The sequence below is a fragment of the Methylocystis sp. SB2 genome (assembly GCF_049817085.1).
Lineage (GTDB): Bacteria > Pseudomonadota > Alphaproteobacteria > Rhizobiales > Beijerinckiaceae > Methylocystis > Methylocystis rosea.
The window spans coordinates 836,145-858,016 of sequence record NZ_CP187401.1; the positions used below are offsets into that span (position 1 = coordinate 836,145).

General features: G+C 63.1%; 20 protein-coding genes. 9 read left to right on the forward strand and 11 right to left on the reverse strand.

Going from position 1 to position 21,872, the window contains the following annotated elements; translation table 11 throughout:
• Window positions 1-27 precede the first annotated feature (27 nt).
• From ACPS74_RS04295 to ACPS74_RS04315, 5 genes are all read right to left on the reverse strand, one after another.
• A complete protein-coding gene (locus ACPS74_RS04295) occupies window positions 28-726 on the reverse strand; it encodes a hypothetical protein (protein ID WP_244471422.1) in 699 nt (232 codons plus the stop codon).
• Window positions 727-988: 262 nt separating this feature from the next.
• Entirely contained in the window at window positions 989-1,516 is a 528-nt protein-coding gene (infC, locus tag ACPS74_RS04300) for a translation initiation factor IF-3 (protein ID WP_018408763.1), read from the reverse strand.
• A gap of 181 nt (window positions 1,517-1,697) precedes the next feature.
• Window positions 1,698-2,576: an alpha/beta fold hydrolase gene (locus ACPS74_RS04305; RefSeq protein ID WP_029650144.1), complete on the reverse strand. Its 879-nt coding sequence runs from the start codon at window positions 2,574-2,576 to the stop codon at window positions 1,698-1,700.
• Window positions 2,573-2,797 (reverse strand): FmdB family zinc ribbon protein, encoded by a 225-nt coding sequence (locus ACPS74_RS04310; protein WP_029650147.1) that lies wholly within the window; start codon window positions 2,795-2,797, stop codon window positions 2,573-2,575. The genes ACPS74_RS04305 and ACPS74_RS04310 overlap by 4 nt, the downstream gene beginning before the upstream one ends.
• 38 nt (window positions 2,798-2,835) lie before the next feature.
• Window positions 2,836-3,396: a hypothetical protein gene (locus tag ACPS74_RS04315; protein WP_051381754.1), complete on the reverse strand. Its 561-nt coding sequence runs from the start codon at window positions 3,394-3,396 to the stop codon at window positions 2,836-2,838.
• A gap of 122 nt (window positions 3,397-3,518) precedes the next feature.
• Between ACPS74_RS04315 and ACPS74_RS04320 the strand changes: the two genes are divergently transcribed.
• The gene (locus ACPS74_RS04320; protein ID WP_029650153.1) at window positions 3,519-5,258 is read left to right on the forward strand and encodes an acyl-CoA dehydrogenase; all 1,740 of its coding nucleotides are present in this window, start codon (window positions 3,519-3,521) and stop codon (window positions 5,256-5,258) included.
• Between the two features lie 144 nt (window positions 5,259-5,402).
• On the opposite strand, the gene glpD is transcribed toward ACPS74_RS04320, so the two are convergent.
• Together glpD and ACPS74_RS04330 are read right to left on the reverse strand one after the other, a co-directional pair.
• Entirely contained in the window at window positions 5,403-6,869 is a 1,467-nt protein-coding gene (gene glpD / locus ACPS74_RS04325) for a glycerol-3-phosphate dehydrogenase (protein ID WP_029650155.1), read from the reverse strand.
• A 36-nt stretch (window positions 6,870-6,905) separates the two neighbouring features.
• Complete coding sequence (locus ACPS74_RS04330; protein ID WP_036241763.1) at window positions 6,906-8,255, reverse strand: DEAD/DEAH box helicase; 1,350 nt, start codon at window positions 8,253-8,255, stop codon at window positions 6,906-6,908.
• A 282-nt stretch (window positions 8,256-8,537) separates the two neighbouring features.
• Between ACPS74_RS04330 and ACPS74_RS04335 the strand changes: the two genes are divergently transcribed.
• From ACPS74_RS04335 to ACPS74_RS04360, 6 genes are all read left to right on the forward strand, one after another.
• Window positions 8,538-9,251, forward strand: coding sequence for an MgtC/SapB family protein (locus ACPS74_RS04335; protein ID WP_029650159.1), 714 nt, complete (start codon window positions 8,538-8,540; stop codon window positions 9,249-9,251).
• Between the two features lie 174 nt (window positions 9,252-9,425).
• Window positions 9,426-11,048 carry an ABC-F family ATP-binding cassette domain-containing protein gene (locus ACPS74_RS04340; RefSeq protein ID WP_029650161.1) on the forward strand — a complete coding sequence of 541 codons (1,623 nt, stop codon included), beginning with the start codon at window positions 9,426-9,428 and terminating at the stop codon, window positions 11,046-11,048.
• Between the two features lie 116 nt (window positions 11,049-11,164).
• A complete protein-coding gene (locus ACPS74_RS04345) occupies window positions 11,165-11,443 on the forward strand; it encodes a PepSY domain-containing protein (RefSeq protein ID WP_029650163.1) in 279 nt (92 codons plus the stop codon).
• A gap of 1 nt (window position 11,444) precedes the next feature.
• Window positions 11,445-12,002 carry a cytochrome b/b6 domain-containing protein gene (locus ACPS74_RS04350; RefSeq protein ID WP_029650166.1) on the forward strand — a complete coding sequence of 186 codons (558 nt, stop codon included), beginning with the start codon at window positions 11,445-11,447 and terminating at the stop codon, window positions 12,000-12,002.
• On the forward strand, window positions 11,999-12,673 hold the full coding sequence (locus ACPS74_RS04355) for a response regulator (RefSeq protein ID WP_029650168.1): 675 nt from the start codon (window positions 11,999-12,001) through the stop codon (window positions 12,671-12,673). The genes ACPS74_RS04350 and ACPS74_RS04355 overlap by 4 nt, the downstream gene beginning before the upstream one ends.
• 2 nt (window positions 12,674-12,675) lie before the next feature.
• Window positions 12,676-14,079: a sensor histidine kinase gene (locus tag ACPS74_RS04360; protein ID WP_051381755.1), complete on the forward strand. Its 1,404-nt coding sequence runs from the start codon at window positions 12,676-12,678 to the stop codon at window positions 14,077-14,079.
• Here ACPS74_RS04360 and ACPS74_RS04365 read toward each other — a convergent pair.
• Both ACPS74_RS04365 and ACPS74_RS04370 read right to left on the reverse strand, forming a co-directional pair.
• Entirely contained in the window at window positions 14,072-15,643 is a 1,572-nt protein-coding gene (locus tag ACPS74_RS04365; RefSeq protein ID WP_051381756.1) for a hybrid sensor histidine kinase/response regulator, read from the reverse strand. The two genes, ACPS74_RS04360 and ACPS74_RS04365, sit on opposite strands and share 8 nt — an antisense overlap.
• On the reverse strand, window positions 15,640-17,124 hold the full coding sequence (locus ACPS74_RS04370) for an ATPase domain-containing protein (RefSeq protein ID WP_036241782.1): 1,485 nt from the start codon (window positions 17,122-17,124) through the stop codon (window positions 15,640-15,642). The genes ACPS74_RS04365 and ACPS74_RS04370 overlap by 4 nt, the downstream gene beginning before the upstream one ends.
• Window positions 17,125-17,415: 291 nt before the next feature.
• On the opposite strand from ACPS74_RS04370, the gene ACPS74_RS04375 reads away from it, so the two are divergent.
• Window positions 17,416-18,486, forward strand: coding sequence for a DGQHR domain-containing protein (locus ACPS74_RS04375; RefSeq protein ID WP_029650176.1), 1,071 nt, complete (start codon window positions 17,416-17,418; stop codon window positions 18,484-18,486).
• On the opposite strand, the gene ACPS74_RS04380 is transcribed toward ACPS74_RS04375, so the two are convergent.
• On the reverse strand, window positions 18,445-20,454 hold the full coding sequence (locus tag ACPS74_RS04380) for a glycosyltransferase (RefSeq protein ID WP_029650177.1): 2,010 nt from the start codon (window positions 20,452-20,454) through the stop codon (window positions 18,445-18,447). The two genes, ACPS74_RS04375 and ACPS74_RS04380, sit on opposite strands and share 42 nt — an antisense overlap.
• 72 nt (window positions 20,455-20,526) lie before the next feature.
• Between ACPS74_RS04380 and ACPS74_RS04385 the strand changes: the two genes are divergently transcribed.
• Entirely contained in the window at window positions 20,527-21,438 is a 912-nt protein-coding gene (locus ACPS74_RS04385; RefSeq protein ID WP_029650178.1) for a transporter substrate-binding domain-containing protein, read from the forward strand.
• On the opposite strand, the gene ACPS74_RS04390 is transcribed toward ACPS74_RS04385, so the two are convergent.
• Window positions 21,405-21,848: an Hpt domain-containing protein gene (locus ACPS74_RS04390; RefSeq protein ID WP_051381758.1), complete on the reverse strand. Its 444-nt coding sequence runs from the start codon at window positions 21,846-21,848 to the stop codon at window positions 21,405-21,407. The two genes, ACPS74_RS04385 and ACPS74_RS04390, sit on opposite strands and share 34 nt — an antisense overlap.
• Between the last annotated feature and the right edge of the window lie 24 nt (window positions 21,849-21,872).

A 21,872-nucleotide genomic window follows, 5' to 3' on the forward strand; every position in this document is an offset into this window, starting at 1 on the left:
TTAGTCTGGCGATGGTCGGCGCCGCGACTATTTCTTCTCGTCCTTCTTCGTGTTCTCCGCCGCGGCCTCTTCGACCACCCCAGGCGGCAGTTTGACGCCAGTGGCGAGCTGCGCGCCAAGCGCGATGGCGCGGGCTTCCGTCAGTCTCAAGGCGCAATAGCCGAAATCCGGCTCGCGCGCATAGGACCGGCACACTTCCTCGCGCCAGGAGGAGAAGCCCGCCTGCTCCTTCACAATGAAGTTGCGGATGGCTTTTTCCTTCTTGTACTGATCGTAAAGCGCGCGGAACGTGCTTCGTAACGTCTTCTCGACGCGCGCGCGGGCGCCGAGCATCTCTTCGCCCTTCTTGGGGTCGATTTCATCCGCGCTCATGCCCCAGAGACCCTCGGGATCAGCGCGGCAACCGGCGTCCTTCAGTTCACAGGCCTTGCCCTCGTTGGTGACGAGAATCGCGCCGTCGAGAACGTCGAATGTGAAGGCGCAGGCTGGAAATGCGATCTGATAGCGCCGCAATCCGGTCTCGCTCTGGCGGGCCGTGAGCTTCAACGGCGTTCCTGCCACTTCAACTCGGCAGGCTTCGCCGGAGCGCCGCAAATCATCCCCAACGAGCGTGAGCTTGGCGACCTGCAGGTCCGCTCCGGCGCGGGAGAATTCTATGGCGCTGCCCTCGCCGTCGCGTTTGATGATTTTTCCGACGATCGCGTCTTCGGCGGGCGCCTTGGGCATAATGGCCGGCCCTGCGGCCGCTCCCATCTCGCCGCCGACGCTTCTTTTCTTTGTGGGACTGGCGACCGTCCCTTCGGGAGTCGGGGCGACCGCCCCCGGGAGCACAAGCTGCGCTCTGGCCGGCGCGACGCCCACAGCAATCACCGCCGCCACGCCGAGAACGCAAGCGCGACGCGCGGTCAGAGTGCGAAACCAAGATTGACACATAGCGATCGCCACCCCTCGGCCGCAGCCCGGCCCTGCCCTTGCGGCGAGACGCGCGCTATCGAGGCGCCAGCACCATCACCATCTGCCGTCCTTCCATGGACGGTTCGAGTTCGACCTTGGCCAGCGTGGCGGTTTCAGCCTTCACGCGGGACAAAAGCCGATAGCCAATGTCCTGATGCGCGATTTCGCGGCCGCGAAAGCGAAGAGTGACCTTGACCTTGTCGCCTTCTTCGAAGAAGCGGCGCACGGCTTTCATTTTCACGCCGTAATCATGGTCGTCGATGCCGGGCCGAAGCTTTATTTCCTTAACCTCGACGACTTTCTGTTTTTTGCGGGCCTCGGCGGCCTTCTTTTGCTCGGCGAAGCGAAAACGCCCGTAATCAAGAATTTTGCAGACGGGGGGCGTGGAATTGGGCGCGATCTCGACGAGATCGAGTCCCGCCGCTTCGGCGATGCCCAGCGCGTCCGGCAATTGGATGACGCCGTGATTTTTCCCCTCGGAATCGATTAGCTGCACTTCTCGCGCGCGAATTTCCCGATTGATGCGCGGCCCTTCCTTCTGGGGGGCTGCGATGCTCTTCATTGGACGGCGAATGGATCAACTCCTTCTCTTGGTCAAAAGCCGGCCGCTGAGCCAAAGGCGCAAAACAGCTACCGCCGGACGCAGGGTCCGGGACCATTGAACAGATTCCCACGCCAGCGCGCCAAGTCAACCGTTACCGGCCCCGACGCGCTGCTTTTTGCGTCCGCAAGGGACGAATATTTTAAACAAAGCCCAAAATCAGCTCGTTAACTTTTTCCGGCGCGTCTTCGGGCGTCCAATGCGACACGTCTGGCAGCCGTTCGATCCGGAGATCGCGAACATAGCATTCCGTGCCGTCAAGACAGGACTCGCCAAGCGCCACATCCTGCATCCCCCAGACCACAAGCGTCGGCGCATCTATCGGCGCCTCGAGGTCTTCCGCCGCCAGAATGTCACGTCCGGCGGCGCGATACCAATTGAGCATAGCGCTGGCGGCGCCCGGCGCCGCGACATTGGCGCGGTAGATGTCCATCGCCTCTTTTGAGAAGACGCCGTCCCGGCCTGCGGCCCTTTGCATCAGCCACGCGGCGCCGGCGCCGCGCCGCGCGGACAGCATTCGTTCAGGCAGCCAGGGCAGCTGAAAGAAGGCCGCATAGGCGGACTTCAGCTTCTGTCGCCATTCCTGTTCGAGAGCGCGCCGGAAGCACAGGGGGTGCGGTATATTCAGAACGACGAGAGCGTCGATCGGCCGCAGCTTGCGAATGGCGACGACCCAGGCGACGAAGCCGCCCCAGTCATGGCCGACAAGCGAGACCGAGGCGGGATTGGCGGCGTCGATCAATCCGGCGACGTCGGCTGTCAGCGCCTCGAGGGAATAGGCGTCTTTCTCCACGGGGCGCGTTGTGGCGCCATAGCCGCGCTGATTGACCGCCCAAACGCGATATCCGGCGGCGGCGAGCGGTCCGATGAGATGACGCCACATGACGGCGTGCTGGGGAAAGCCGTGCAGGAGCAGCGCGAGCCGATCGCCCGCGCCGGCCTCGAAAACCTCGAACTCAATTCCGTTGGCTGGAACGACTAGGCGACGCGCCCCGAGTAGAGTCGCCGCCGCGGAGGTCACACCTGTCCCGCTAACGCCGGGCAACTCGGACAGGGCGAACCGCCCATCATGGCGGCGCAGCTGTCCCCGGACTCTCCGCCTGCGGCGGGTCGCGCGATGAGCGACAACTGGCGCTCGACATGGGCGCCGCCGCACGCGGGGCACTCGGGGGTCTCGTCGAAACGCGACAGAGTCTCGAACTGATGCGCGCAGTCACTGCAGCGGTAGGCGAAAAGCGGCATTTGTCCCTCGGATCCGCCGAATTGACGATCCGCCGATTTTACCGGCCGGCGCGCCTCGCGCAAGGCGGCGATTCGACATAGGCGAGCATCCAGCGCGCGCGCCGCGCAACGGCGGGATCGCCGCACGCCGCTCGACTCCGCAGCTCCTCTCGCAAGCCTGGGTGATTGACCTTTGCGGCCAGTCGGCAATAACGCCGAAATTCCTGCGACGCGCGCCGGTCGACGATCGCAAGAGCCACCGCGCGCAGGCGCTTCGCCTGATGCTCGGTCAGCGCCATGCGGTTGATGAAACGAATGAGATCGGCCTTGGCGTAGCCAGAGCCGAAAAACATCGGATCGGCTTCAAGAAAGCGAATCACGCCCTCGAGTCCACGCGCGTCGCCTGCTTTCAGTCGTTCGAGATCCTCTCCGAAATCACCCGGATAGGCGAGGCGTAATGCGTCACGAAAGCGGGCGATCGCCGCCTTCCAGGCGATCGTCGCGGGATCTTTCTCGTCATTGCGATTCTTGAGTCGCGCGAATGTGCGGCCGATTTCCTGATGCGCCACGCGCGCCGCCGCCGCCCGCTCCTCATAATTGAATTTCCATTTCTTCCCCATACTTCTGCGAATGCCCGACCCATGCGGCGAAATATGCGTTTTGACGCACATGGAGGAGATGGCCCGCGCATTCGCGCTGGCGCGCTAGATTCCGTGCAACGATTCGGATTGGAGAAAATCGGATGACCTACCGCGCGCCGCTCGACGACATTGTTTTTGCGCTTCGCCTCGCGGCCGGCGAAGGCGCGATCGAGGCGGACGGCGTCTACCGCGATCTCGCCGACGGCGTCGCCGAACAGACGCTGGCCGAGGCGGCCAAATTCGCCGAACAGGTTCTGCTGCCGCTCGATCAGATCGGCGATCGCGTGGGCGCGACATACGCCAATGGCGCCGTCACGACGCCTCCCGGCTGGCGTGAAGCCTATGCGCAATGGCAGGATGGCGGCTGGAACGCCATCGCGGCCGGCGAGAACTATGGCGGGCTGGATCTCCCTGCCCTGCTCAACGCCGGCTGCACGGAGATCTGGAACGCCGCCAATATGGCGTTCGCCGTCTGCCCGCTGCTTGGCCATGGCGCGATCGAGGCGATGGAGGCGCATGCGAGCGACGCGCTGAAGGACGTCTATCTGCGCAAGATCGTCAGCGGCGAATGGACCGCGACGATGAATCTCACCGAGCCCAGCGCCGGCTCCGATCTCGGTTTGATGCGCACGCGCGCCGAACGCGCGCCCGGCGGCTCCTATCGTCTCTTCGGCCAGAAGATCTTCATCACCTATGGCGAGCACGATCTTGCGCCGAACATCGTGCATCTCGTCCTGGCGCGCCTTCCCGACGCTCCTCCCGGCACGCGCGGCATTTCGCTGTTCCTGGCGCCGAAATTCCTGCCCGACGAAACGGGCGGCTTCACGCGCCGCAACGATGTGCGGTGCGCCGGCATCGAACACAAGCTCGGTATCCATGGTTCACCGACCTGCACCATGATCTATGGCGATGAAGACGGCGCTGTCGCTTATCTCATCGGCGAGGAGAACAAGGGCCTCGCCTGCATGTTCACCATGATGAACAACGCGCGCCTGTCGGTGGGACTGCAAGGCGTGGCGCTGGCCGAGCGTGCGACGCAAATGGCGCTCGGATACGCGCGCGAGCGCAAGCAGGGGCGCGCCCCCGGCGACAAGGAGACGAGCGCGATCATCGAGCATCCGGACGTCGCGCGCATGCTGCTGACCATGGCGAGCTCAACAGCGGCGGCGCGGGCGATCTGCTACGAGACGGCCGCCGCGATTGATCGCGCGCATCGCGAAAGCGATCCCGCACGCGCGGCGGCGGCGCATGAACGCGCCTCTCTCCTGACGCCCGTCGCCAAAGCGTTTTCGACCGATATCGCCAATGAGACGACGTCGCTCGCCGTGCAGGTCTTCGGCGGCATGGGCTATATCGAGGAGACCGGCGTCGCCCAGCTGATGCGCGACGCGCGCATCTGCGCCATCTACGAAGGCACGAACGGCATTCAGGCGATTGATCTCGTGACGCGCAAGATCCGCGGCGGCGACGGCGTGGCGCTCGCGCGCGAGATCGACGACATGCGCGCCATCGCCGGCGAAGCCGATGTCGCGCGCGAGGCGTTGCGCGAGACCGTCGAGGCGCTGGCGCAGGCGAGCGCATTTTTGACGAAAGCCGAACTCGCCGGCGCGCTCGCCGGCGCGTCGCCCTATCTGCGTCTCTTCGCGTTGGCCCGCGGCGCGACGCTGCTCGTCAAGGGCGCGAGGCGCGAGCAGCGCGAAGCCGATCCGAATGCGGCGCGCTACGCCGCGCTCGCCCGCTTCTTTGTCGAAAATATCGCACTCGCCGCGCCGGGATTGGCGAAAAGCGTGATCGACGGCGGCGCATCGGTGAATGAGTCGCATGCGGCGCTTGGGGAGTGAAGGAATTCGGTAGGCCGTCCAAAGACGTCATGGCCGGCCTTGTGCCGGCCATCCACGCCAGGACATCGCGGAGCGATCGTCACAGGACCGCGACGGCGACGCGTGGATGGCCGCGACAAGCGCGGCCATGACGCGCGGAAATTGTCAGGCGCCGATGAACTCCCGCAGCGTTCTCTGCTGCGCGTCGCTCACATGAAGCCCGAGCTTGGAGCGGCGCCAGAGAATGTCGTCAGCCGTGCGCGCCCATTCCTCTTCGCGCAGATAGGCGATCTCCGCCTCGGTGAGGCCGCAGCCGAAATCACGGCCAAGATCGCTCAACGCGCGCGCATCCTTCAATATCTCGAAGATTCGCGTTCCATAGGCGCGCGCAAGGCGCAGCGCCAACGCATCTCCTAAAAAGGGCTTGTCGCGTTTGAGATCGGCAAGAAAGCTGTCGAAGCCCTCCGGCATGTCGCCGCCGGGAAAGATCGCGTCCGCCGTCCAGGCCTCGCCGTGCGCGGGAAGAAAGCGCGAGAGTTCGCTCAGCGCATGTTCTGCGAGCCGGCGCGCCGTGGTGATCTTGCCGCCAAAGATCGATAGCGACGGCGCCGAATCTTCCGGCGCATCGAGATCGAAAGCGTAGTCGCGCGTCACGACCGAAGCTTTCAGCGCCCCGTCGTCGTAGAGCGGCCGAAGCCCGGCGTAGCTCGACGCAATGTCGTCGCGGGTCGCTGGAACGCGCAAGAAATGATTGAGCGAATTGAGCAGATAGTCCGTCTCTGCGTCGCTGATCGCCACGGCGCCAGGAGCGCCGTCATAGGAAACGTCGGTCGTGCCGACCAGCGTGAAGTCCCGCTCATAGGGGATGGCGAAAACGATGCGGCCGTCGGGGTTTTGCAAAATATAGGCTTGCGGACCTTCGAAAAGCTTGCGCACAACCAGATGCGAGCCTTTCACAAGCCGCACATGTTTGCGCGAAGGGATGCGCAGCGCGTCTTCGATCACCTGCGACACCCAGGGGCCGGCGGCGTTGACCAGCGCGCGCGTTTGAATCGTCTCGCCGTCCGCAAGCGTCGCGCACCAGCGGTCGCTGCGCCGTTCGGCGTGAACGAGCCTTGACCCGACGTTGATCGTCGCGCCGCGTTCCGCCGCGTCGCGCGCGTTCAACACGACGAGGCGCGAATCATCCACCCAGCAATCGGCGTAAGTGAAGCCGACGCGGTAAGCGTCGCGTAGCGGCGCGCCGAGCGCATCCTGCGAAAGCGTCACCATGTGGGAGGCTTCGAGGCGCTTGCGGCGCGCGAGGTGGTCGTAAATGAAAAGTCCGAGACGCAGCAGCCAGACGGGCCGCAGCCCTTTTTCATAGGGCAGAACGAATTTTAAGGGCCAGATGATGTGCGGCGCGGCGGCGAGCAGCAGTTCGCGTTCGGCAAGCGCTTCATGCACGAGGCGAAATTCATAGAGCTCGAGATAGCGCAGACCGCCATGGATGAGCTTCGTCGAGGCGGACGACGTGCCTTGCGCGAGATCGCCCTGCTCGACGAGCCTGACGGCAAGGCCGCGGCCGGCGGCGTCGCGGGCGATGGCGCAGCCGTTGATCCCGCCGCCGACAATGAGAAGATCGTAGATCATGGCCGCCCTCGATTCGAAGCGGCCATGACTATAGCGTTATCCCTGCGGACGGTTCGCCTGCTTGTGACGCGCGCCGCCATTTGCGGGGCGCTTCTGTCCATTGAAAGAGGCGCCCGGTCGCTTCGCGGCGGGACGCTGTCCCTCGCGACGCGGATGCTGCGCGCCGTTTCGATGCGGCGACGGCGAATTCGGCCTCTTGGGCGCGGGGCGCGCGGAGTCGCCGTCATCCTGGCGGGCGCCTTCGGCGCGCCGGTCAGTGAATTCGAGCGTCTGACGCGTCAGCTTTTCGATCGCGCGCAGCAACGGCCGCTCGCCATTGTCGCAAAGCGAAATCGCCTGGCCGGTCGCGCCCGCTCGCGCAGTACGGCCGATGCGATGCACATAGGCTTCCGCGACTTCCGGCAATTCGAAATTGACGACATGCGTCACGCCGTCGACGTCGATGCCGCGCGCGGCGATATCGGTCGCGACAAGCACCCGCGTGCGGCCCTTGCGAAAGCCGTCGAGGGCGCGCAGGCGCTGGCTTTGGCTCTTGTTGCCGTGGATCGCATCGGCGCCGACGCCGGCGCTCTCCAGATGCTGCGCGACGCGATCGGCGCCGCGCTTGGTGCGCGTAAACACGATCGCGCGCGAAATCTCGCGGTCGTTCAGCAGTTCGACGAGAAGGTCGCGCTTGGCGCCGCCCGAGACCAGATAGACATGTTGCGCGACACGCTCGGCGGTGGTCGCCGCCGGCGTCACCGAAACTTTCGTCGGATCGCGCAGCATATCGTCCGCGAGCGCGGAGATCTCGCGCGGCATTGTCGCCGAGAACAGCAACGTTTGCCGTTGCTTCGGCAATTTCGCGACGATCTGGCGGATCGGAACGATAAATCCGAGATCGAGCATATGGTCGGCTTCGTCGAGAACGAGCACCTCGGTCGTCCCGAGCTTCAAACGGCCGCTGCCGAGATGGTCGAGCAGACGCCCAGGCGTCGCCACCAGAACGTCGAGGCCGCGCGCCAGCATTTCATTTTGCGGACGATGCGACACGCCGCCGACGATGACGCCGACGCTCGGGCGAAAGAAATGGCCGTAAGAGCGGAAACTATCGGCGATCTGCGCCGCGAGTTCGCGTGTCGGCGCGAGAATCAGCGCGCGCGCCGTGTTGGGCGCCGGGCGCCGCTTATCGGCCAGCAGCCGGTGCAGGATCGGCAGAGCGAAAGCCGCCGTCTTGCCGGTGCCGGTCTGGGCCACGCCGAGAAGGTCGCGACCTTGCAGCAGCGCAGGAATCGCCTGCGACTGGACCGGGGTGGGCGTGGTGTAGCCTTCGCGCTCAAGCGCGCGGAGCAGGATCTCGTTCAAGCCGAGATCGGAGAATGTCATCACTTCAGTTGTTGCTTTCATTTGTCGATTCGAGCCACGAGGACCGGCGAGGAGAGCGCCAGCTCAGGACCAAAAAAGAGTCGGCCCCGCGTAACGGGCCTCGGCGTGGGAAAAGGGGGCGCTCGACAGCTCGTCGACGAAAACGTCAACCTACGCGGCTGGAGCGCCTCATGCTGCGGCGCAGCGCAGTCTTCATACAGGAGCGTCGCCTCAGGGTCAACATTCGAGACCCCGGCGTCGGCAGCGACAAGCTTTGCCCGGCCTTCTATAAGCCGAGCAGCGGAACGCTGATGGATCTAGGCCATGAACGCCATTGCAAATTTCGACGGCGCGGAAATTCTCAATACGTTTGTGTCGCTGCTTGTGGCGTTCGTTCTGGGGACCGCGATCGGCGCGGAGCGCCAGTATCGGCAGCGCACCGCCGGATTGCGGATTAACGCTCTCGTCGCGCTCGGCGCGTCCGCTTTCGTCGATCTCGGCATGCGGCTCATGGGCAATCAGGGCGCGACCCAGGTGCTGGCCTATGTGGCGTCGGGCGTCGGCTTTCTCGGCGCTGGCGTGATCATCAAGGAAGGCATGAATATCCGCGGACTGAGCACGGCGGCGACCGTCTGGTGCTCGGCGGTGACCGGCGGCTTCGCCGGCGCCGATCGCCCGGCGGAGGCCCTATTGCTCGCGGGTTTCGTGCTCGCTGGCAACACGGTTCTTCGACCGCTCGTGCGTCTGATCGAACGCACGCCGATCGACGAAACCGCGACGGAAGCGATCTATGACGTCCGCGTCACGGCGAGCGGCGCCCGACGCGACGCCATTCGGGACACTTTGATCGAGCGGCTCGAAGCCGCCTCTTATCCGATTCAGGACATCGCCGAGAACGAACGCGAAGACGACGTCGAGATCGTCGCGACGCTGGCGACGTCGAGCGCGACGGGCGAACAGCTTGACGCGGTGGTCGAGGCGCTTGCCGCCCTCGACGGCGTCTCGCACGCGACCTGGTCCTCCCGCACAAGCGACTGAAATCGCGCCGCGTAAGCGGCGCCGCCATCGCCCAGCGGTTCACGATTTTGATCCAGAGCGGACGTTTCCGTCGAAGCTTAGCCGAGACGGGTTGCGGTTCGGGAATGCTCTTCCGCTGGCGCGCCGCATGGCCTAATGGCTACCCAAACTTTCCTTCCCGGGTCCCCTGCACACATGATTCGTCTCGAAAACATCAGCAAACAGAACGGTCACCAGATCCTCTTCATCGAGGCCTCCGCGACGCTCCTTAAGGGCGAGAGGGTCGGCCTCGTCGGTCCCAATGGCGCCGGCAAGACGACCCTCTTCCGGATGATTACGGGACAGGAGCACCCCGACGAGGGCCAGGTGGCCGTCGATCGGGGCGTCACCATCGGCTACTTCAATCAGGACGTCGGCGAGATGTCTGGCCGCAGCGCCGTGTCCGAGGTGATGGACGGCGCGGGTCCGGTCAGCGCGGTGGCCTCCGAGCTGAAGCAGCTGGAGGACGCCATGGTCGATCCTGACCAGGCGGACGACATCGAAGCAATCATCGAACGCTACGGCGAGGTGCAGGGGCGCTTCGAGGAATTGGACGGCTACGCCCTGGAAGGGCGCGCGCGCGAGATCCTCGCGGGCCTGAGTTTTACGCAAGAGATGATGGACGGCGACGTCGGCGCCCTGTCGGGCGGCTGGAAAATGCGCGTGGCGCTCGCTCGCATCCTCATCATGCGCCCCGACGCCATGCTTCTCGACGAGCCGAGCAACCATCTGGACTTGGAGAGCCTGATCTGGCTGGAGGAATTCCTCAAAGCCTATGACGGCGTGCTGCTGATGACCTCGCACGACCGCGAGTTCATGAACCGCATCGTCACCAAGATCGTGGAAATCGACAGCGGCGCGTTGACGACCTATTCGGGCAATTACGTGTTCTACGAGCAACAACGCGCGCAGAACGAGAAGCAGGCGCAGGCGCAATTCGAGCGTCAGCAGGCGATGCTCGCCAAGGAAATCAAATTTATCGAGCGGTTTAAGGCGCGCGCATCGCACGCCGCGCAAGTGCAGAGCCGCGTGAAGAAGCTCGAGAAGATCGACAGGGTGGAGCCGCCCAAGCGCCGCCAGACGGTTCTGTTCGAATTCCCGCCGGCGCCGCGTTCCGGCGACGACGTGATCACCCTGAAGAACGTGCACAAGAGCTACGGCGCCCTGAGAATTTACGAGGGACTGAATTTTCAAGTGCGCCGCAATGAGCGGTGGTGCGTCATGGGCGTCAACGGCGCAGGCAAGTCGACGCTGCTGAAACTGGTGGCGGGCTCCTCGCTGCCGGACGACGGCGCCGTCGCCCAGGGCGGCAGCGTCAAAATGGGCTACTTCGCGCAACACGCGATGGAGTTGCTCGATGGCGAGCGCACCGTGTTCCAGTCGCTGGAGGACTCGTTCCCTCAGGCGGGACAGGGCTCGCTGCGCACATTGGCCGGCTGCTTCGGCTTCTCCGGCGACGACGTTGAGAAGAAATGCCGGGTGTTGTCGGGCGGCGAGAAAGCGCGACTTGTCATGGCGAAAATGCTTTACGACCCGCCGAACTTTCTCGTGCTGGACGAACCCACGAACCATCTCGATCTGGCGACCAAGGAGATGCTCATCACGGCGCTGTCGCAATATGAGGGCGCCATGCTGTTCGTCTCGCACGATCGTCACTTCCTGGCCGCGTTATCCAATCGGGTGCTGGAACTGACGCCCGACGGCGTTCACGTTTATGGCGGCGGCTACACGGAATATGTGGCGCGCACGGGCCATGAGGCGCCCGGTCTCCGTAGCTGACACGGCGCGGAAAAAAGTCGTTCCGGACAAATTGCCCCGGTTGACAGCGAACCGACAGCAACGCCGTGCGAACTCTATTCACCGGCCGATGGAGCCCGGTGAATAGGAGACAGATCATGCGCATCATCGCACTTTCCTTTGCACTCGCCACGACGCTGTTGATCCCGTCGCTCGCTCAGGCCGCTCCCAACTGCACGGGAGAGCCGACGGACAAATGGATGCCCCAAAACGCCATGAAGGCGAAAGTCGCGGCGCTCGGTTACGAGCGGATCAAGACGTTCAAGGTGTCCGGCAACTGTTACGAAATTTACGGCTACACCAAGGACGGCAAGAAAGCGGAAGTGTATTTCAACCCCGTCAGCGGGGATGTCGTGAAGGCGAATATCGGAGGCTAAAATGGCTCTGTTCGCCTCGAAGCCGGAGGCAGGTTTCGCCTCCGGCGGCGACCTGCGCGTCTGGGACCCAATCGTGCGCCTGTTCCACTGGACCGTCGTGGCCGGTTGCGTGCTGGACCTGTTTGTCCTCGAGGATGGCGCGAGCGCTCATCGGTTGGTCGGATATGGCGTTGCAGCCGCCTTGGCCGTGCGTCTGGTGTGGGGCTTTGTCGGCGCACGCCACGCCCGCTTCAGGGATTTCGCGCCGAGACCCGCATCGATCGCGCGCTATCTCAAAGAGCTTTCGCGCGGAGAAGAGCCGAGGTTTATCGGCCACAACCCGGCGGGAGCCGTTATGATGCTGGCGCTGATGGGCCTTCTGGGCGCAGTGTCGATAACCGGCTGGATGTTGACGCTCGACGCCTATTTCGGCAGCGATGGCCTCGAGAGGCTGCACGAGGGGTTCGCCAACGCTATCCTCGTCCTGGCCGGCTTGCACGCAGCCGCCGCGCTTTACGAGAGTTGGCGCCATAAAGAGAATCTTGTCTGGTCGATGGTTACGGGGCGTAAGCGCGCATGAGGCTGCTGCTCGTGGAAGACACCCCGCGTCTGAGGGAACTTTTGATCGAAGCGGTTCACGCCGTCGGTTGGAGCATCGACGCGGTCGGAACGGTGGATGAGGCCAACGAACTCATCACGACGACGCCTTATGATCTTCTGCTGATTGATCTTGGTCTGCCCGACGGCGACGGCTTCGATTTGGTTCGCGCCACGCGTCGCGCCGGCGTCAAAACGCCCATTCTCGTGCTGACCGCGCGTGTGGCGATCGATGACCGCATCGCCGGGCTGGATGCGGGAGCGGACGACTATCTCACCAAACCGTTCAATCACGGAGAATTTTTGGCCAGGTGCCGAGCATTGCTCCGACGCGCCCCAGACACGCTGACGCCGACGCTCACAGCGGCTCGACTGAAACTCGACGTCGCGACGGGAATCACGACCTGCGAGAATGGCGAACTGAGATTGGCGCCGCGCGAGCGGTCCGTTCTGGAGATACTGATGCGAGACGTCGGCCGGGTCGTTCAAAAGCGCAAACTCGAACACGCATTGTCGGAGTTCGGCGACGAGCTCTCAAGCAACGCCGTCGAACTGGCGATTTCCCGTCTGCGCAAGAAACTCGAGCCGAATGCGACCGGCGTTTCACTCGAGACGATTCGAGGCGTCGGTTATCTGCTGCGCGAGGTCAATTAGTGATGCACAGCGCGCCGTCGCTCATCGCGGTCGTCGTTCGACGCATTTTCTTCTTCTCGGCCGTGGCGATGCTGGCCCAGTTCATCAGTGTTTTCGCAGAATACTGGTCAGACGATCAGCAGCTCGGACAGCTGGCGATCGAACGAGAGGCCCACGCTCTGGCGCGCGGAGTCCTGCGAGGCGAAAACGACGTCCGCTTCGTGCTTCCGGCCGAGTTGCGCGCGCGCTATGCGCGCGGCGATAAGCACTACTTCGCTCGCATCCGCACCGGAAACGGAATCGTTCTGTTTTCAAACTGCGACGCCGAATGCGCTGAACATTTCCTGCCGCTCAACCTCGATCCGCCGAGCTTCTGGATGAAGCAGATCGCGCCAGGGAAGCCGCTGAACGTCGCCGGCGGCCTCGTCGTCGATCGCAAGGCTGAGCCAGTCCTCATTGAAGTGGCGATCATTGGCGATGAGGAAAGCGTGCTCAGCTCTGTGCTGGCGCATGAGGTGGTCGACCACATGATCATACCCATGAGCTTGATGCTTGTGGTCGTGCTCGGCGCGACGACGCTCTCCCTTATGCAGGCGCTCAAACCCGTCCGGCGCGCAGCGACTCTTGTGTCAACTATCAATCCGCTTGCCTCGGGCGCGCGCGTTCCGACGCAAGACATGCCACAGGAGATTGCTCAGTTCACGAAAGCCATCAATTCAGCCTTCGACAGAGTGCGCGAACTGGTGCGCGCTCAAAAGCTGTTGACCTCCGCGATCTCGCATGAGGTGCGAACGCCTCTTGCAATCGCGCGCCTCGAACTGGAGAAAATTTCCGATTTCAGAGCGAGGAAAGTGGAGCAAGACCTGGAGGCGCTCAATCAGCTGGTCGAGCAGCTGACCACGTTGGCGCGCTTGGATGGCGCTGAACTCATTCCGACCGAACTTATAAGCCCCGGCGACATGGCGGAAGGCGTCGTCAGCGCACTGGCGCCTCTCGTCTATGCCGCGGGACACACCATCGAACTGGTCGACAAAGGCGGGACGTCATTCAACGGACGCCCAATGCTGGTCGAGAACGCGCTGCGAAACCTCGTCGAGAACGCAATCCGACATAGCGGCGCTGGCGCAAGGATAACGGTCGAAGCCGGTCCCGGCGCTGAATTCCGGGTCTGTGTCGAGGCGAATAATTCCGCGTCCAATCAGGCTTCGGAGCCGTCCGCAGATTCATCTGACGGACTTGGCCTTGGGTTAAAGATCGTCAGTCGTATCGCAGAAATTCATGGCGGATCGTTCGAGTTGATCAGAGCGCCGGGCCGAACAACGGTCGCGCATATCGATTTTGTCGCTGAATCGCGCAGCGCAGAAGAGAGTTCGCCATCGCGTCCGCCAGCCTCAGCCGACGCGAAGCACACGCCCCGACTCATGTGACCGAGGCGAACAAATTTTCCAATTCTGCGATCTTGATCGGTTTAACAAAATGCCGGTCAAATCCAGCCTCGGCGCTTCGCTCAAAGTCCTCGGCCTGGCCCCAACCCGACAACGCTGCGACGAACAGCGAATCTCCGCCGGGAAGCCGTCTGATCCTCCGGACAGTCTCGTAACCATCCATCCCGGGCATGCCGATATCGACAAAGACGATGCGGGGCTGGAATTTCGGGATGACTTCCAACGCCTCGGCTCCGCCAGGGACGACCCGCACCTCCATCCCAAAGGAGGCGATCAGCTCGCCAGTGAGTTTGCCGACAAGGTGGTCGTCGTCCACGACCAACACCTTCGTCTGGGACGCGCGCGGCTCATTTGTATCTTGCGCGGGTTCAACGTTCGACGCATCCGGCGCTTCGCTCAATGGAAGCCGAACAATGAACTCGCTGCCCTTATCCGCGCCACCACTTCGGGCTTCGATCGTGCCTCCGTGCAGCGTTACAAGACTGCGGGTGAGCGATAGACCGACGCCAATCCCGCCTTGAGCCCTTCCGAGATTGCGATCGACCTGGGTAAAGATGTCGAAAACGCGCGTGATCATTTCAGGCGGAATGCCGACGCCCGTATCCTTAACGATGACCACCGCAGAACAACCGTCCTGCGTCACCGTGACGTCGATCGCGCCGACGTCTGCTGTATACTTTGCCGCGTTGTTGAGAAGATTTGAAAAAACCTGACCGAGACGAATGGGATCCCCCTCGATAAAAAGCTCTGTCGAGGGCGCGTAAAATTGTTTGCGATGTTTCCCGGCCTGAAGTTTGTCGGCCCCTTTTTCGAACACTTCGCGCACAAGCGCGACAAGATTCACACGCTCCTTGTGAAGCTCTAACTTGCCGCGGCTGATACGCGAGACTTCCAGAAGGTCGTCGACGATACGCGTGAGCTGTTGAGTTTGCCTCTCGATCGCCGATAGCATGTCGTCGTCGACCCTGTCTCCTGAGCGCCGCTTCTTGATGTGAATCGCAGCGGAAATCACAGCGAGCGGATTGCGCAACTCGTGGGCCAGCACGGCGAGGAACTCGTCCTTGCGACGATCGGCGGTTTGCAGCGCTTCCATCGCATCGCGAATGGCGTATTGCAGACGACGGGCTTCAATCGCGTTCTTGAGCGCGCTGATCAGCGAGCGCTTTTGCGCAGGGCGTTCGATGAAGCCGATACTAGGGCGCTTTTCGATGGTTCGTAGCAACGCTAAATCTTTTTGAGCGTGGCCGCGGGCGAGAAGCAACATAATGGGCAACTGGGACCACGGCGGTTCAGGACCGAACAAGTCGTCCCAGGTCACCGCGCGATCGTGCGGCAACGCCTCCTCCGCCATAAGAACGCAGCCGGCGCCTTTCGCGATCTCTCGGCGCAGCTCTTCTTGGTTGCTGCAAACGTAGCAGGAAAGACCGCTACGATTGAGCAAGCCTTCGGCGAGGGCGGCGTCGCGTCCCGTTGGCGTCAAAATCAGAACGCGCAGGCTATCCTCGGCGCTGGGGACGACCTCCGCTGCGCTTCTCTCCGCCATCATGGAATCGGAACGATGGACTCAGGATGATACACCGGCGTCCCCGTCAGGACGCCTGTAAAGCCTGTGAGCGGCTCGCTGACGTCGACGCCCCCCGCTCTCATCGTCAGTCTCCGGATCGTGTGCTCATGTTGGCCGCTACGCTTTTTGACGATCGACAAAGCCTTGTGCAGCGCGCCGCTAAGCTCGAAAAAACGAAGCAGGAACACATTGTCGGCCAGGAAGCTGAAGTCCAGGGGCGAAGAGAGTTCCGTGCCGAAAATTCCGTGCTGGGTCAGCGTCATGATGGTGACAATCTGACGACGGCTGAGATAGGAGAGCAACTCCCTGATGTGAAGAATAACGCTCGGTTCTTCCATCGCGGATTGCAGATAGCCGTTCAGCGTGTCGATCACGACGAGCTTCACGCTCTGCGTCTCGACTCGATCCATGACCAGGTCGGCGATCTCGCCGACGCTCAGTTCGGCCGGATCAAGATGCCTGAGTTCAATGCGGCCGGCTTCGACTTCAGCGCGCATGTCCAGGCCCAATCCCTCGCTGCGGCCGATATAACTCTCCTCGCTCTCGTCGAATAGAAAAAGGGCGCATTTCTCGCCGCGCTTGGCCGCGGCCATCGCGTAGAGCGATGATATGGTTGATTTTCCGACGCCTGCAGGCCCCGCTATAAGCGTGTTCGAACCCCGGGGAAGCCCGCCTCCGACAAGCGCGTCAATCTGTGAGTTGCCGGAGCCGAGCGCCGGAGCCCCCACGAGGCTCGGAAAGCTCTGTGCAACGAGGCGAGGATGCACGGTCAGTCCTCCGGTGGCGATCGTTACGTCGTGTGAACCGCTCACATAGCTGCAGCCGCGCAGTTTGCTCACGCGCAATGCGCGCCGGTCGGCCCCGTACGAAGACTGTTTTTGCCGCAATTCGATGATGCCGTCAGACATAGTCTTGCTGCGGAGATCCTTTTCCGTCGTCGACGCTTCGTCCAGCATCACCGTCGTGCAGTCGCGCGCCGCCATGAAGTCGCGAATACGTTTCAGTTGGCGCCGATGAAAGGCCGCGGTCGGCGCGACAACACGTAGACTCGAGATCGTATCGAGCACGAGCAGCTTTGGTTTCAACCGTTCGACTTCGGAAAAAAGATGGTCGAATGTCTCGCCGATCTCGACCTCCGCTTCCGGGAAGAGCGTGTAATCGAGCTCCTCTTCCGCGCTGGGCGGCTCCGACAGGCCTGTGATATTGATCCCCTCGAGACTCCATCCGTGCGATGCGGCGATCGACCGCAACTGTTGCGGCGACTCGGCGCTCGTCGCGAGGAGGCAGCTTTCACCCGCGCGAACCGCCTGGATCAGGAACTGCAGCGCCATGGTCGTCTTGCCGCTGCCGGGCGGACCTTCGACGAGAATAAGAGCGCAGCGCGGAAGTCCGCCGTAAAGAACCCTGTCGAGCCCCGGAACGCCTGTCGCAAAACGCGAGGTTGTCTCAATCGGCACGGACACTGTGGCGCTCCCGATAATCATGATTGTTATACAGCATAGGCAAAGTATTCGACAAGATTGCTTTCCACAATGCTCCGACTTTCCGCGGCCGAAAAGAGCATCGCAAAAGAGCATCGCATCCGTGGCCGCAACCGCGTCGGATCGGGATTCGGAAGATAAAACCCTGCTTCGCGCCCTCAACCCATCTTGCTCCTAAACCTTTTCCCGCTTAGCGTTTTGTCCGAGTGCCGGTCGATTCGTCGAGTCAGCTGTCGTGAACGCTGAAAGTTCGCGCTTCCGAGGGATCAGAACATGGATCGGGACACGCTCAGCGATATCGCCGAATCCGCCCCCTTGCCGGATGAACGGGCCGAATTGCGCGGTTCCTCCGCCGCCGCCAGCAAAACGTCGATCAGCGTTCCGGCGCAACTCGTTTCTCAAGGCGCGCACCGCTTTTACGCGCTGGTGCTGCCGAGCAGCCTGCTCGCCGAAACCTGCACGGTCGAGCCGAGGGTCGAGAATCCGGAAGAGGGCTTCCAGCGCCTGCTCGATGAAAAGCGCGCGAAGTCCATCGCCAAATATATCGACGCCGGATTCGGCACGGTTCCCGGCGCCGTGGTTCTGTCGGCGCAGTCGCGCGCGCATATGCATTATGACCGCGCCGCCGGAACGCTGACATTCCGGCAGGACCCCCGCGCCTTCCTGATCATCGACGGGCAACATCGGATTTTCGGCTTTAAGCTGGCGAAGCGCGCCGTCGACGTGCCGGTGGTGATCTACAACAAGCTGAAGCGTTCGGAAGAATGCCGGCTGTTCATGGACATCAACACCAAGCAGCGGCCCGTGCCCAATGAGCTGTTGCTGGACATCCGTCGGCTCTCGGAAGTCGAGACGAAAGCCGACGCGCTGTTGCACGACGTCTTCGATCTTTTTCACACACGCGACGACAGCGCGCTCAAGGACCTGCTCAGTCCGGCGGAGCGGCGCAAGGGCACGATTTCGCGCGTCACCTTCAACGCCGCGCTGCGCTCGATCAAGGGCGCCTTCGTCGACGCGCGGGCCGAGGAAGTCTACGCGGTGCTCAACGCCTATTTGCGCGCCTGCCGACATGGTCTTGGACTGCACAACGCCGATGAGCAGATCACGCATCCGGCCTTGTTCAAGGCGCTGGCGCTGCTGTTCGCCAATGTCGCCGAGCGCGTCGCCGATCGCCACGCCGGAAAATACACGGTGGCGAACTTCGAGGACGTGCTCATTCCTTTCTTCAAACGATTGAAGAAATCGGATCTGCCGCGCGCCGGCATGAGCCATGTCGCGCTGCATGAGCATTACGGCAAAGCGCTAAGCGCCGGCTTTCTGATCAAACAGTGGCTCTTCTCTTGAGACGAATGGATCGACTTCCATTTCCACGTCGAGAACGCTGCGCATGGTGAGCCCATGCTCGGTCTTTTCCCAGTGGAACGGCCGCCGCCAGAGTTCATAAACGGCGCGCCACGCCGCGATGCTCAGCATCATCAGCCACAGCGGCAGATAGATGAGCGCGCGGCGAAACCGCGTCAGGCCGCGCCGGCGCATTCCCATGGCAAGCGGCAAGATCAGGGAGATCGCTCCGGCGATCGCCAGACAGCACCACAGCGTGCTCAAGGCGACTTCTAATGGCGCGACCGGCGCCAACAGCGCCCCAAAGATCGCATCATAGGCCATGCGCGCCGCCAGGAACGGGCCGAGCAAGGGACCCAGCAAGCCGCTGGCGAACATGGCGAGCACCGCGATCGCGCGCCGCGAGCCGAGATCGACGAAAAGCCGCATCGGCCGGCGGCAATGCACGATGAATGTCTGCATCCAGCCTTTAAACCAGCGCGTGCGCTGTTTCACCAGCGCGCCGAAGACCGCGGGCGCTTCTTCAAAGGTTTGCGAAGCGAATGTCCGCACCTCAAAGCCCGCACGGGCGAGCCGCAGGCCGAGATCCGCGTCCTCGGTGACGTTGAAGGCGTCCCAAAAGCCGATATCGCGCAAAGCCTCGATGCGGAAATGGTTCGACGTGCCGCCAAGGAAGAGCGGCATTCCCATCGCTGCGAGGCCCTTGTTGTAAACGTCAAAAAGCGCCGCATATTCAAGCGCGAACATCGCCGTCATCCAATTCAGCTCGCCATTGTCGATGGCGAGGCTCGCCTGCAGACAGGCGACGCTCGGCGGCGAGGCGGCGAAGAGCGTCGCGGCGCGGCGCAATTGGCGCGGCTCGGGCAAATCTTCCGCGTCAAACACCGCGACGAGCGATCCGCGGGCGAGCGGCATGGCGACGTTGAGGGCGCGCGGCTTGGTGCGCGGGGCGCCCTCGGGCGCAACCACGATCTCATGCGGCGCATGCGGCGGATGCGAGCGCAACGCCGCAGCCGTTGGTTCATCGTCGGCTTCGATAACGAATTTTATATCGAGCTTGGCTCTCGGATAATCCAAGCGGTCGATCGCCCGAGCGAGCTGGCGCGCCACGGCTGCTTCTTGATAAAGCGCAAGCACGATCGTGTAGATCGGCAGTTGCGCCTCGCTTTCGAGCAGTTCCGCGTCCGCGCAGCGCTGAAGGCTCGCCGCGCAGGCGAAAAGCCTCAGAAACGCTCCGCAAAAGAATGCGCTTGCAAGGAACAACGCCGATGCAAGGCGTAGAAAGAAGAAGGGAGCGTAAAGGCTCGCCGCCAGTCCGATCAGCGCGACGAGCAGCAGTCCCACCTGTCCGCGCCGCAAGCCGCCGCGGGCGCATAAGTCCCTGTCGACGCGCTCGACGAGAAAGGCCGCGTTGCGCGCGGCGTTGGCGGGATCGGCGCGGCGCACCGCCTCCAAGAACCGCGTTCGGGTGGTGATCGCGAACAGCGGCCGGCCTTTTGCCGCACGCCGCGCGCTCATCAACCGGAAGACGCCGCTGCCGCTCGGCGCGAACAGCCAAAGAAACCCGCTCGACGGATCCCGAACCCGCGCGTAGCCGCATTCGGCCGTCGCAACGCCTGACGGGGCGACGTCGACAGGACTGTCGACGAAGTCGACGTTGAGATGCTTCGCCAGCGCCTGATAGAAGTCATCCTCGCAGACGAGCCCCTCGGCGAGCAGCGCTTCGTCGGCGCAAACGCCCTGGCGGCGCGCCGTCGCAGCGGCGAATTGCAGCACTTGCTCCGGCACGCCGTACGCCGAAAGAAAGGCGATTTCGACAGGAATGGATCTCGACGCGGTCGCACGCGACGGCGACGTCCGGCGAATGGCCGAGGAGTCAGCGAGCGCCCGGCGTCTGAATGGCTGAGGAGGAAGTTCGTCCTTGATCTGCGAAGCAGAGGAAGCAACACTATCGATCGGCACAACATTCATGCAATAAATCCGGCAAGCGCTAGCAGCCTGCGCGCGACTATCGACCTCCAACAAAGGCCAAGCAATCCTTTTATGCGCCGTCTCCCTCAGCCGCGCCGAACCGGTCTTCTCGCCTCAATTCGTGCGGCGCTCGCCGCGCTGTTCCTGACGTCCTGCTTCGCGGCTGTGGCGGCTGACGGGGCGCCGCCCGCGACGGCGCCCCCCGCGTCGACGCCGCCGGCCACGAATGCGCCCTCATTTTGGGACCCCAACCGCACGCCGGAAAAGCCGGACGTCTCCGGACTGCGCCAGATCCGCTTCCTGACCGAGGACGACTATCCGCCGTTCAATTTTCTGCTTTCGGATGGGCAGGTCGCCGGCTTCAACGTCGATCTGGCCAAGGCGATCTGCGTCGAACTCGACACCGCCTGCACGATCCAGCGGCGGCGGTGGGATCTGCTCATTCCCTCGCTCAACGACAATAGCGGCGACGCCATCATCGCTTCGCTCGCGATCAACGATGAAACTCGAAAACAGGTCGATTTTTCCGGACCTTACATGCTGACGCCCGGCCGGTTCGCCATGCAGGCCGACACGACCCTGACGTCGGCGTCTCCCGCCGCCCTCGCCGACCGCCCGATCGCGGTGGTCGCGGGCTCGCGGCACGAGGCGTTTCTGCAAGCCTTCTATCCGCGCTCGACCTTGGTGACGTTTGAAACGCCGGCCCTCGCCCGCAACGCGCTAAAGAACGGCCGCGTTCAGGCGGTTTTCGGCGACGCCATCGCCCTTTCCTATTGGCTGAACGGCGCCGAAGCAGCCGGCTGCTGCGTTTTTCGGGATGGCCCCTTCACCGATCCAAAATATTTCGGCGAGGGCGTCGGCATCGCCGTAAAAAAAGGCAATGCGCCGTTGCGCCGGGCGCTCGATTATGCGCTCTCCCGCCTTGCCCAGCGCGGCGTTTTCGCCGAGCTTTATTTGAAATATTTCCCCGTGGGGCCGTTCTGAGCCGCGCCGCCCAGCAATAAAGCGATGGCGCCGCGCGCGCGTCCGATGGCGGCGCCCAGCATCTCGGCCTTCTCGGCGGCGCTCGCATCCTCGCCGCGCAACGCCTGTTCGTAGGCCTCCGCCGCGTGCCCCACCTCAGTTGCGCCGACCGCCCGCGCCGAGCCTTTGATCGTATGCGCAAGCGCGATGCGCCAGTCGGCGTCGCCCTGCGCGGCCGGCGAGCGCAAGCGTTTTGTAAATTGCGCCGCCTGTGCGTCGAAAAGTCCCAGCAGCTCGCGTTCGAGATCATGATCGCCAAAGGTCTGCCGGGAGAGATGGACCAGGTCGATCGGCGACTCTCCGTCGGCCAGGGAAAACGGCTGCGGTTGAGCTTGGCAATTTAGAAACGTGGAGTCCGCCAGTTTCGCCATCCCCATTCCTGTTCCCCTTGATAT

Excerpts from the sequence above, each read along its gene's own strand:
- ACPS74_RS04295 (WP_244471422.1), bottom strand. The coding sequence starts at position 726 with ATGCCCAAGGCGCCCGCCGAAGACGCGATCGTCGGAAAAATCATCAAA.
- infC (WP_018408763.1), bottom strand. The coding sequence starts at position 1,516 with ATGAAGAGCATCGCAGCCCCCCAGAAGGAAGGGCCGCGCATCAATCGG.
- ACPS74_RS04310 (WP_029650147.1), bottom strand. The coding sequence starts at position 2,797 with ATGCCGCTTTTCGCCTACCGCTGCAGTGACTGCGCGCATCAGTTCGAG.
- ACPS74_RS04315 (WP_051381754.1), bottom strand. The coding sequence starts at position 3,396 with ATGGGGAAGAAATGGAAATTCAATTATGAGGAGCGGGCGGCGGCGGCG.
- ACPS74_RS04320 (WP_029650153.1), top strand. The coding sequence starts at position 3,519 with ATGACCTACCGCGCGCCGCTCGACGACATTGTTTTTGCGCTTCGCCTC.
- glpD (WP_029650155.1), bottom strand. The coding sequence starts at position 6,869 with ATGATCTACGATCTTCTCATTGTCGGCGGCGGGATCAACGGCTGCGCC.
- ACPS74_RS04330 (WP_036241763.1), bottom strand. The coding sequence starts at position 8,255 with ATGAAAGCAACAACTGAAGTGATGACATTCTCCGATCTCGGCTTGAAC.
- ACPS74_RS04335 (WP_029650159.1), top strand. The coding sequence starts at position 8,538 with ATGAACGCCATTGCAAATTTCGACGGCGCGGAAATTCTCAATACGTTT.
- ACPS74_RS04340 (WP_029650161.1), top strand. The coding sequence starts at position 9,426 with ATGATTCGTCTCGAAAACATCAGCAAACAGAACGGTCACCAGATCCTC.
- ACPS74_RS04345 (WP_029650163.1), top strand. The coding sequence starts at position 11,165 with ATGCGCATCATCGCACTTTCCTTTGCACTCGCCACGACGCTGTTGATC.
- ACPS74_RS04350 (WP_029650166.1), top strand. The coding sequence starts at position 11,445 with ATGGCTCTGTTCGCCTCGAAGCCGGAGGCAGGTTTCGCCTCCGGCGGC.
- ACPS74_RS04355 (WP_029650168.1), top strand. The coding sequence starts at position 11,999 with ATGAGGCTGCTGCTCGTGGAAGACACCCCGCGTCTGAGGGAACTTTTG.
- ACPS74_RS04360 (WP_051381755.1), top strand. The coding sequence starts at position 12,676 with ATGCACAGCGCGCCGTCGCTCATCGCGGTCGTCGTTCGACGCATTTTC.
- ACPS74_RS04365 (WP_051381756.1), bottom strand. The coding sequence starts at position 15,643 with ATGATGGCGGAGAGAAGCGCAGCGGAGGTCGTCCCCAGCGCCGAGGAT.
- ACPS74_RS04375 (WP_029650176.1), top strand. The coding sequence starts at position 17,416 with ATGGATCGGGACACGCTCAGCGATATCGCCGAATCCGCCCCCTTGCCG.
- ACPS74_RS04380 (WP_029650177.1), bottom strand. The coding sequence starts at position 20,454 with ATGAATGTTGTGCCGATCGATAGTGTTGCTTCCTCTGCTTCGCAGATC.
- ACPS74_RS04385 (WP_029650178.1), top strand. The coding sequence starts at position 20,527 with ATGCGCCGTCTCCCTCAGCCGCGCCGAACCGGTCTTCTCGCCTCAATT.
- ACPS74_RS04390 (WP_051381758.1), bottom strand. The coding sequence starts at position 21,848 with ATGGCGAAACTGGCGGACTCCACGTTTCTAAATTGCCAAGCTCAACCG.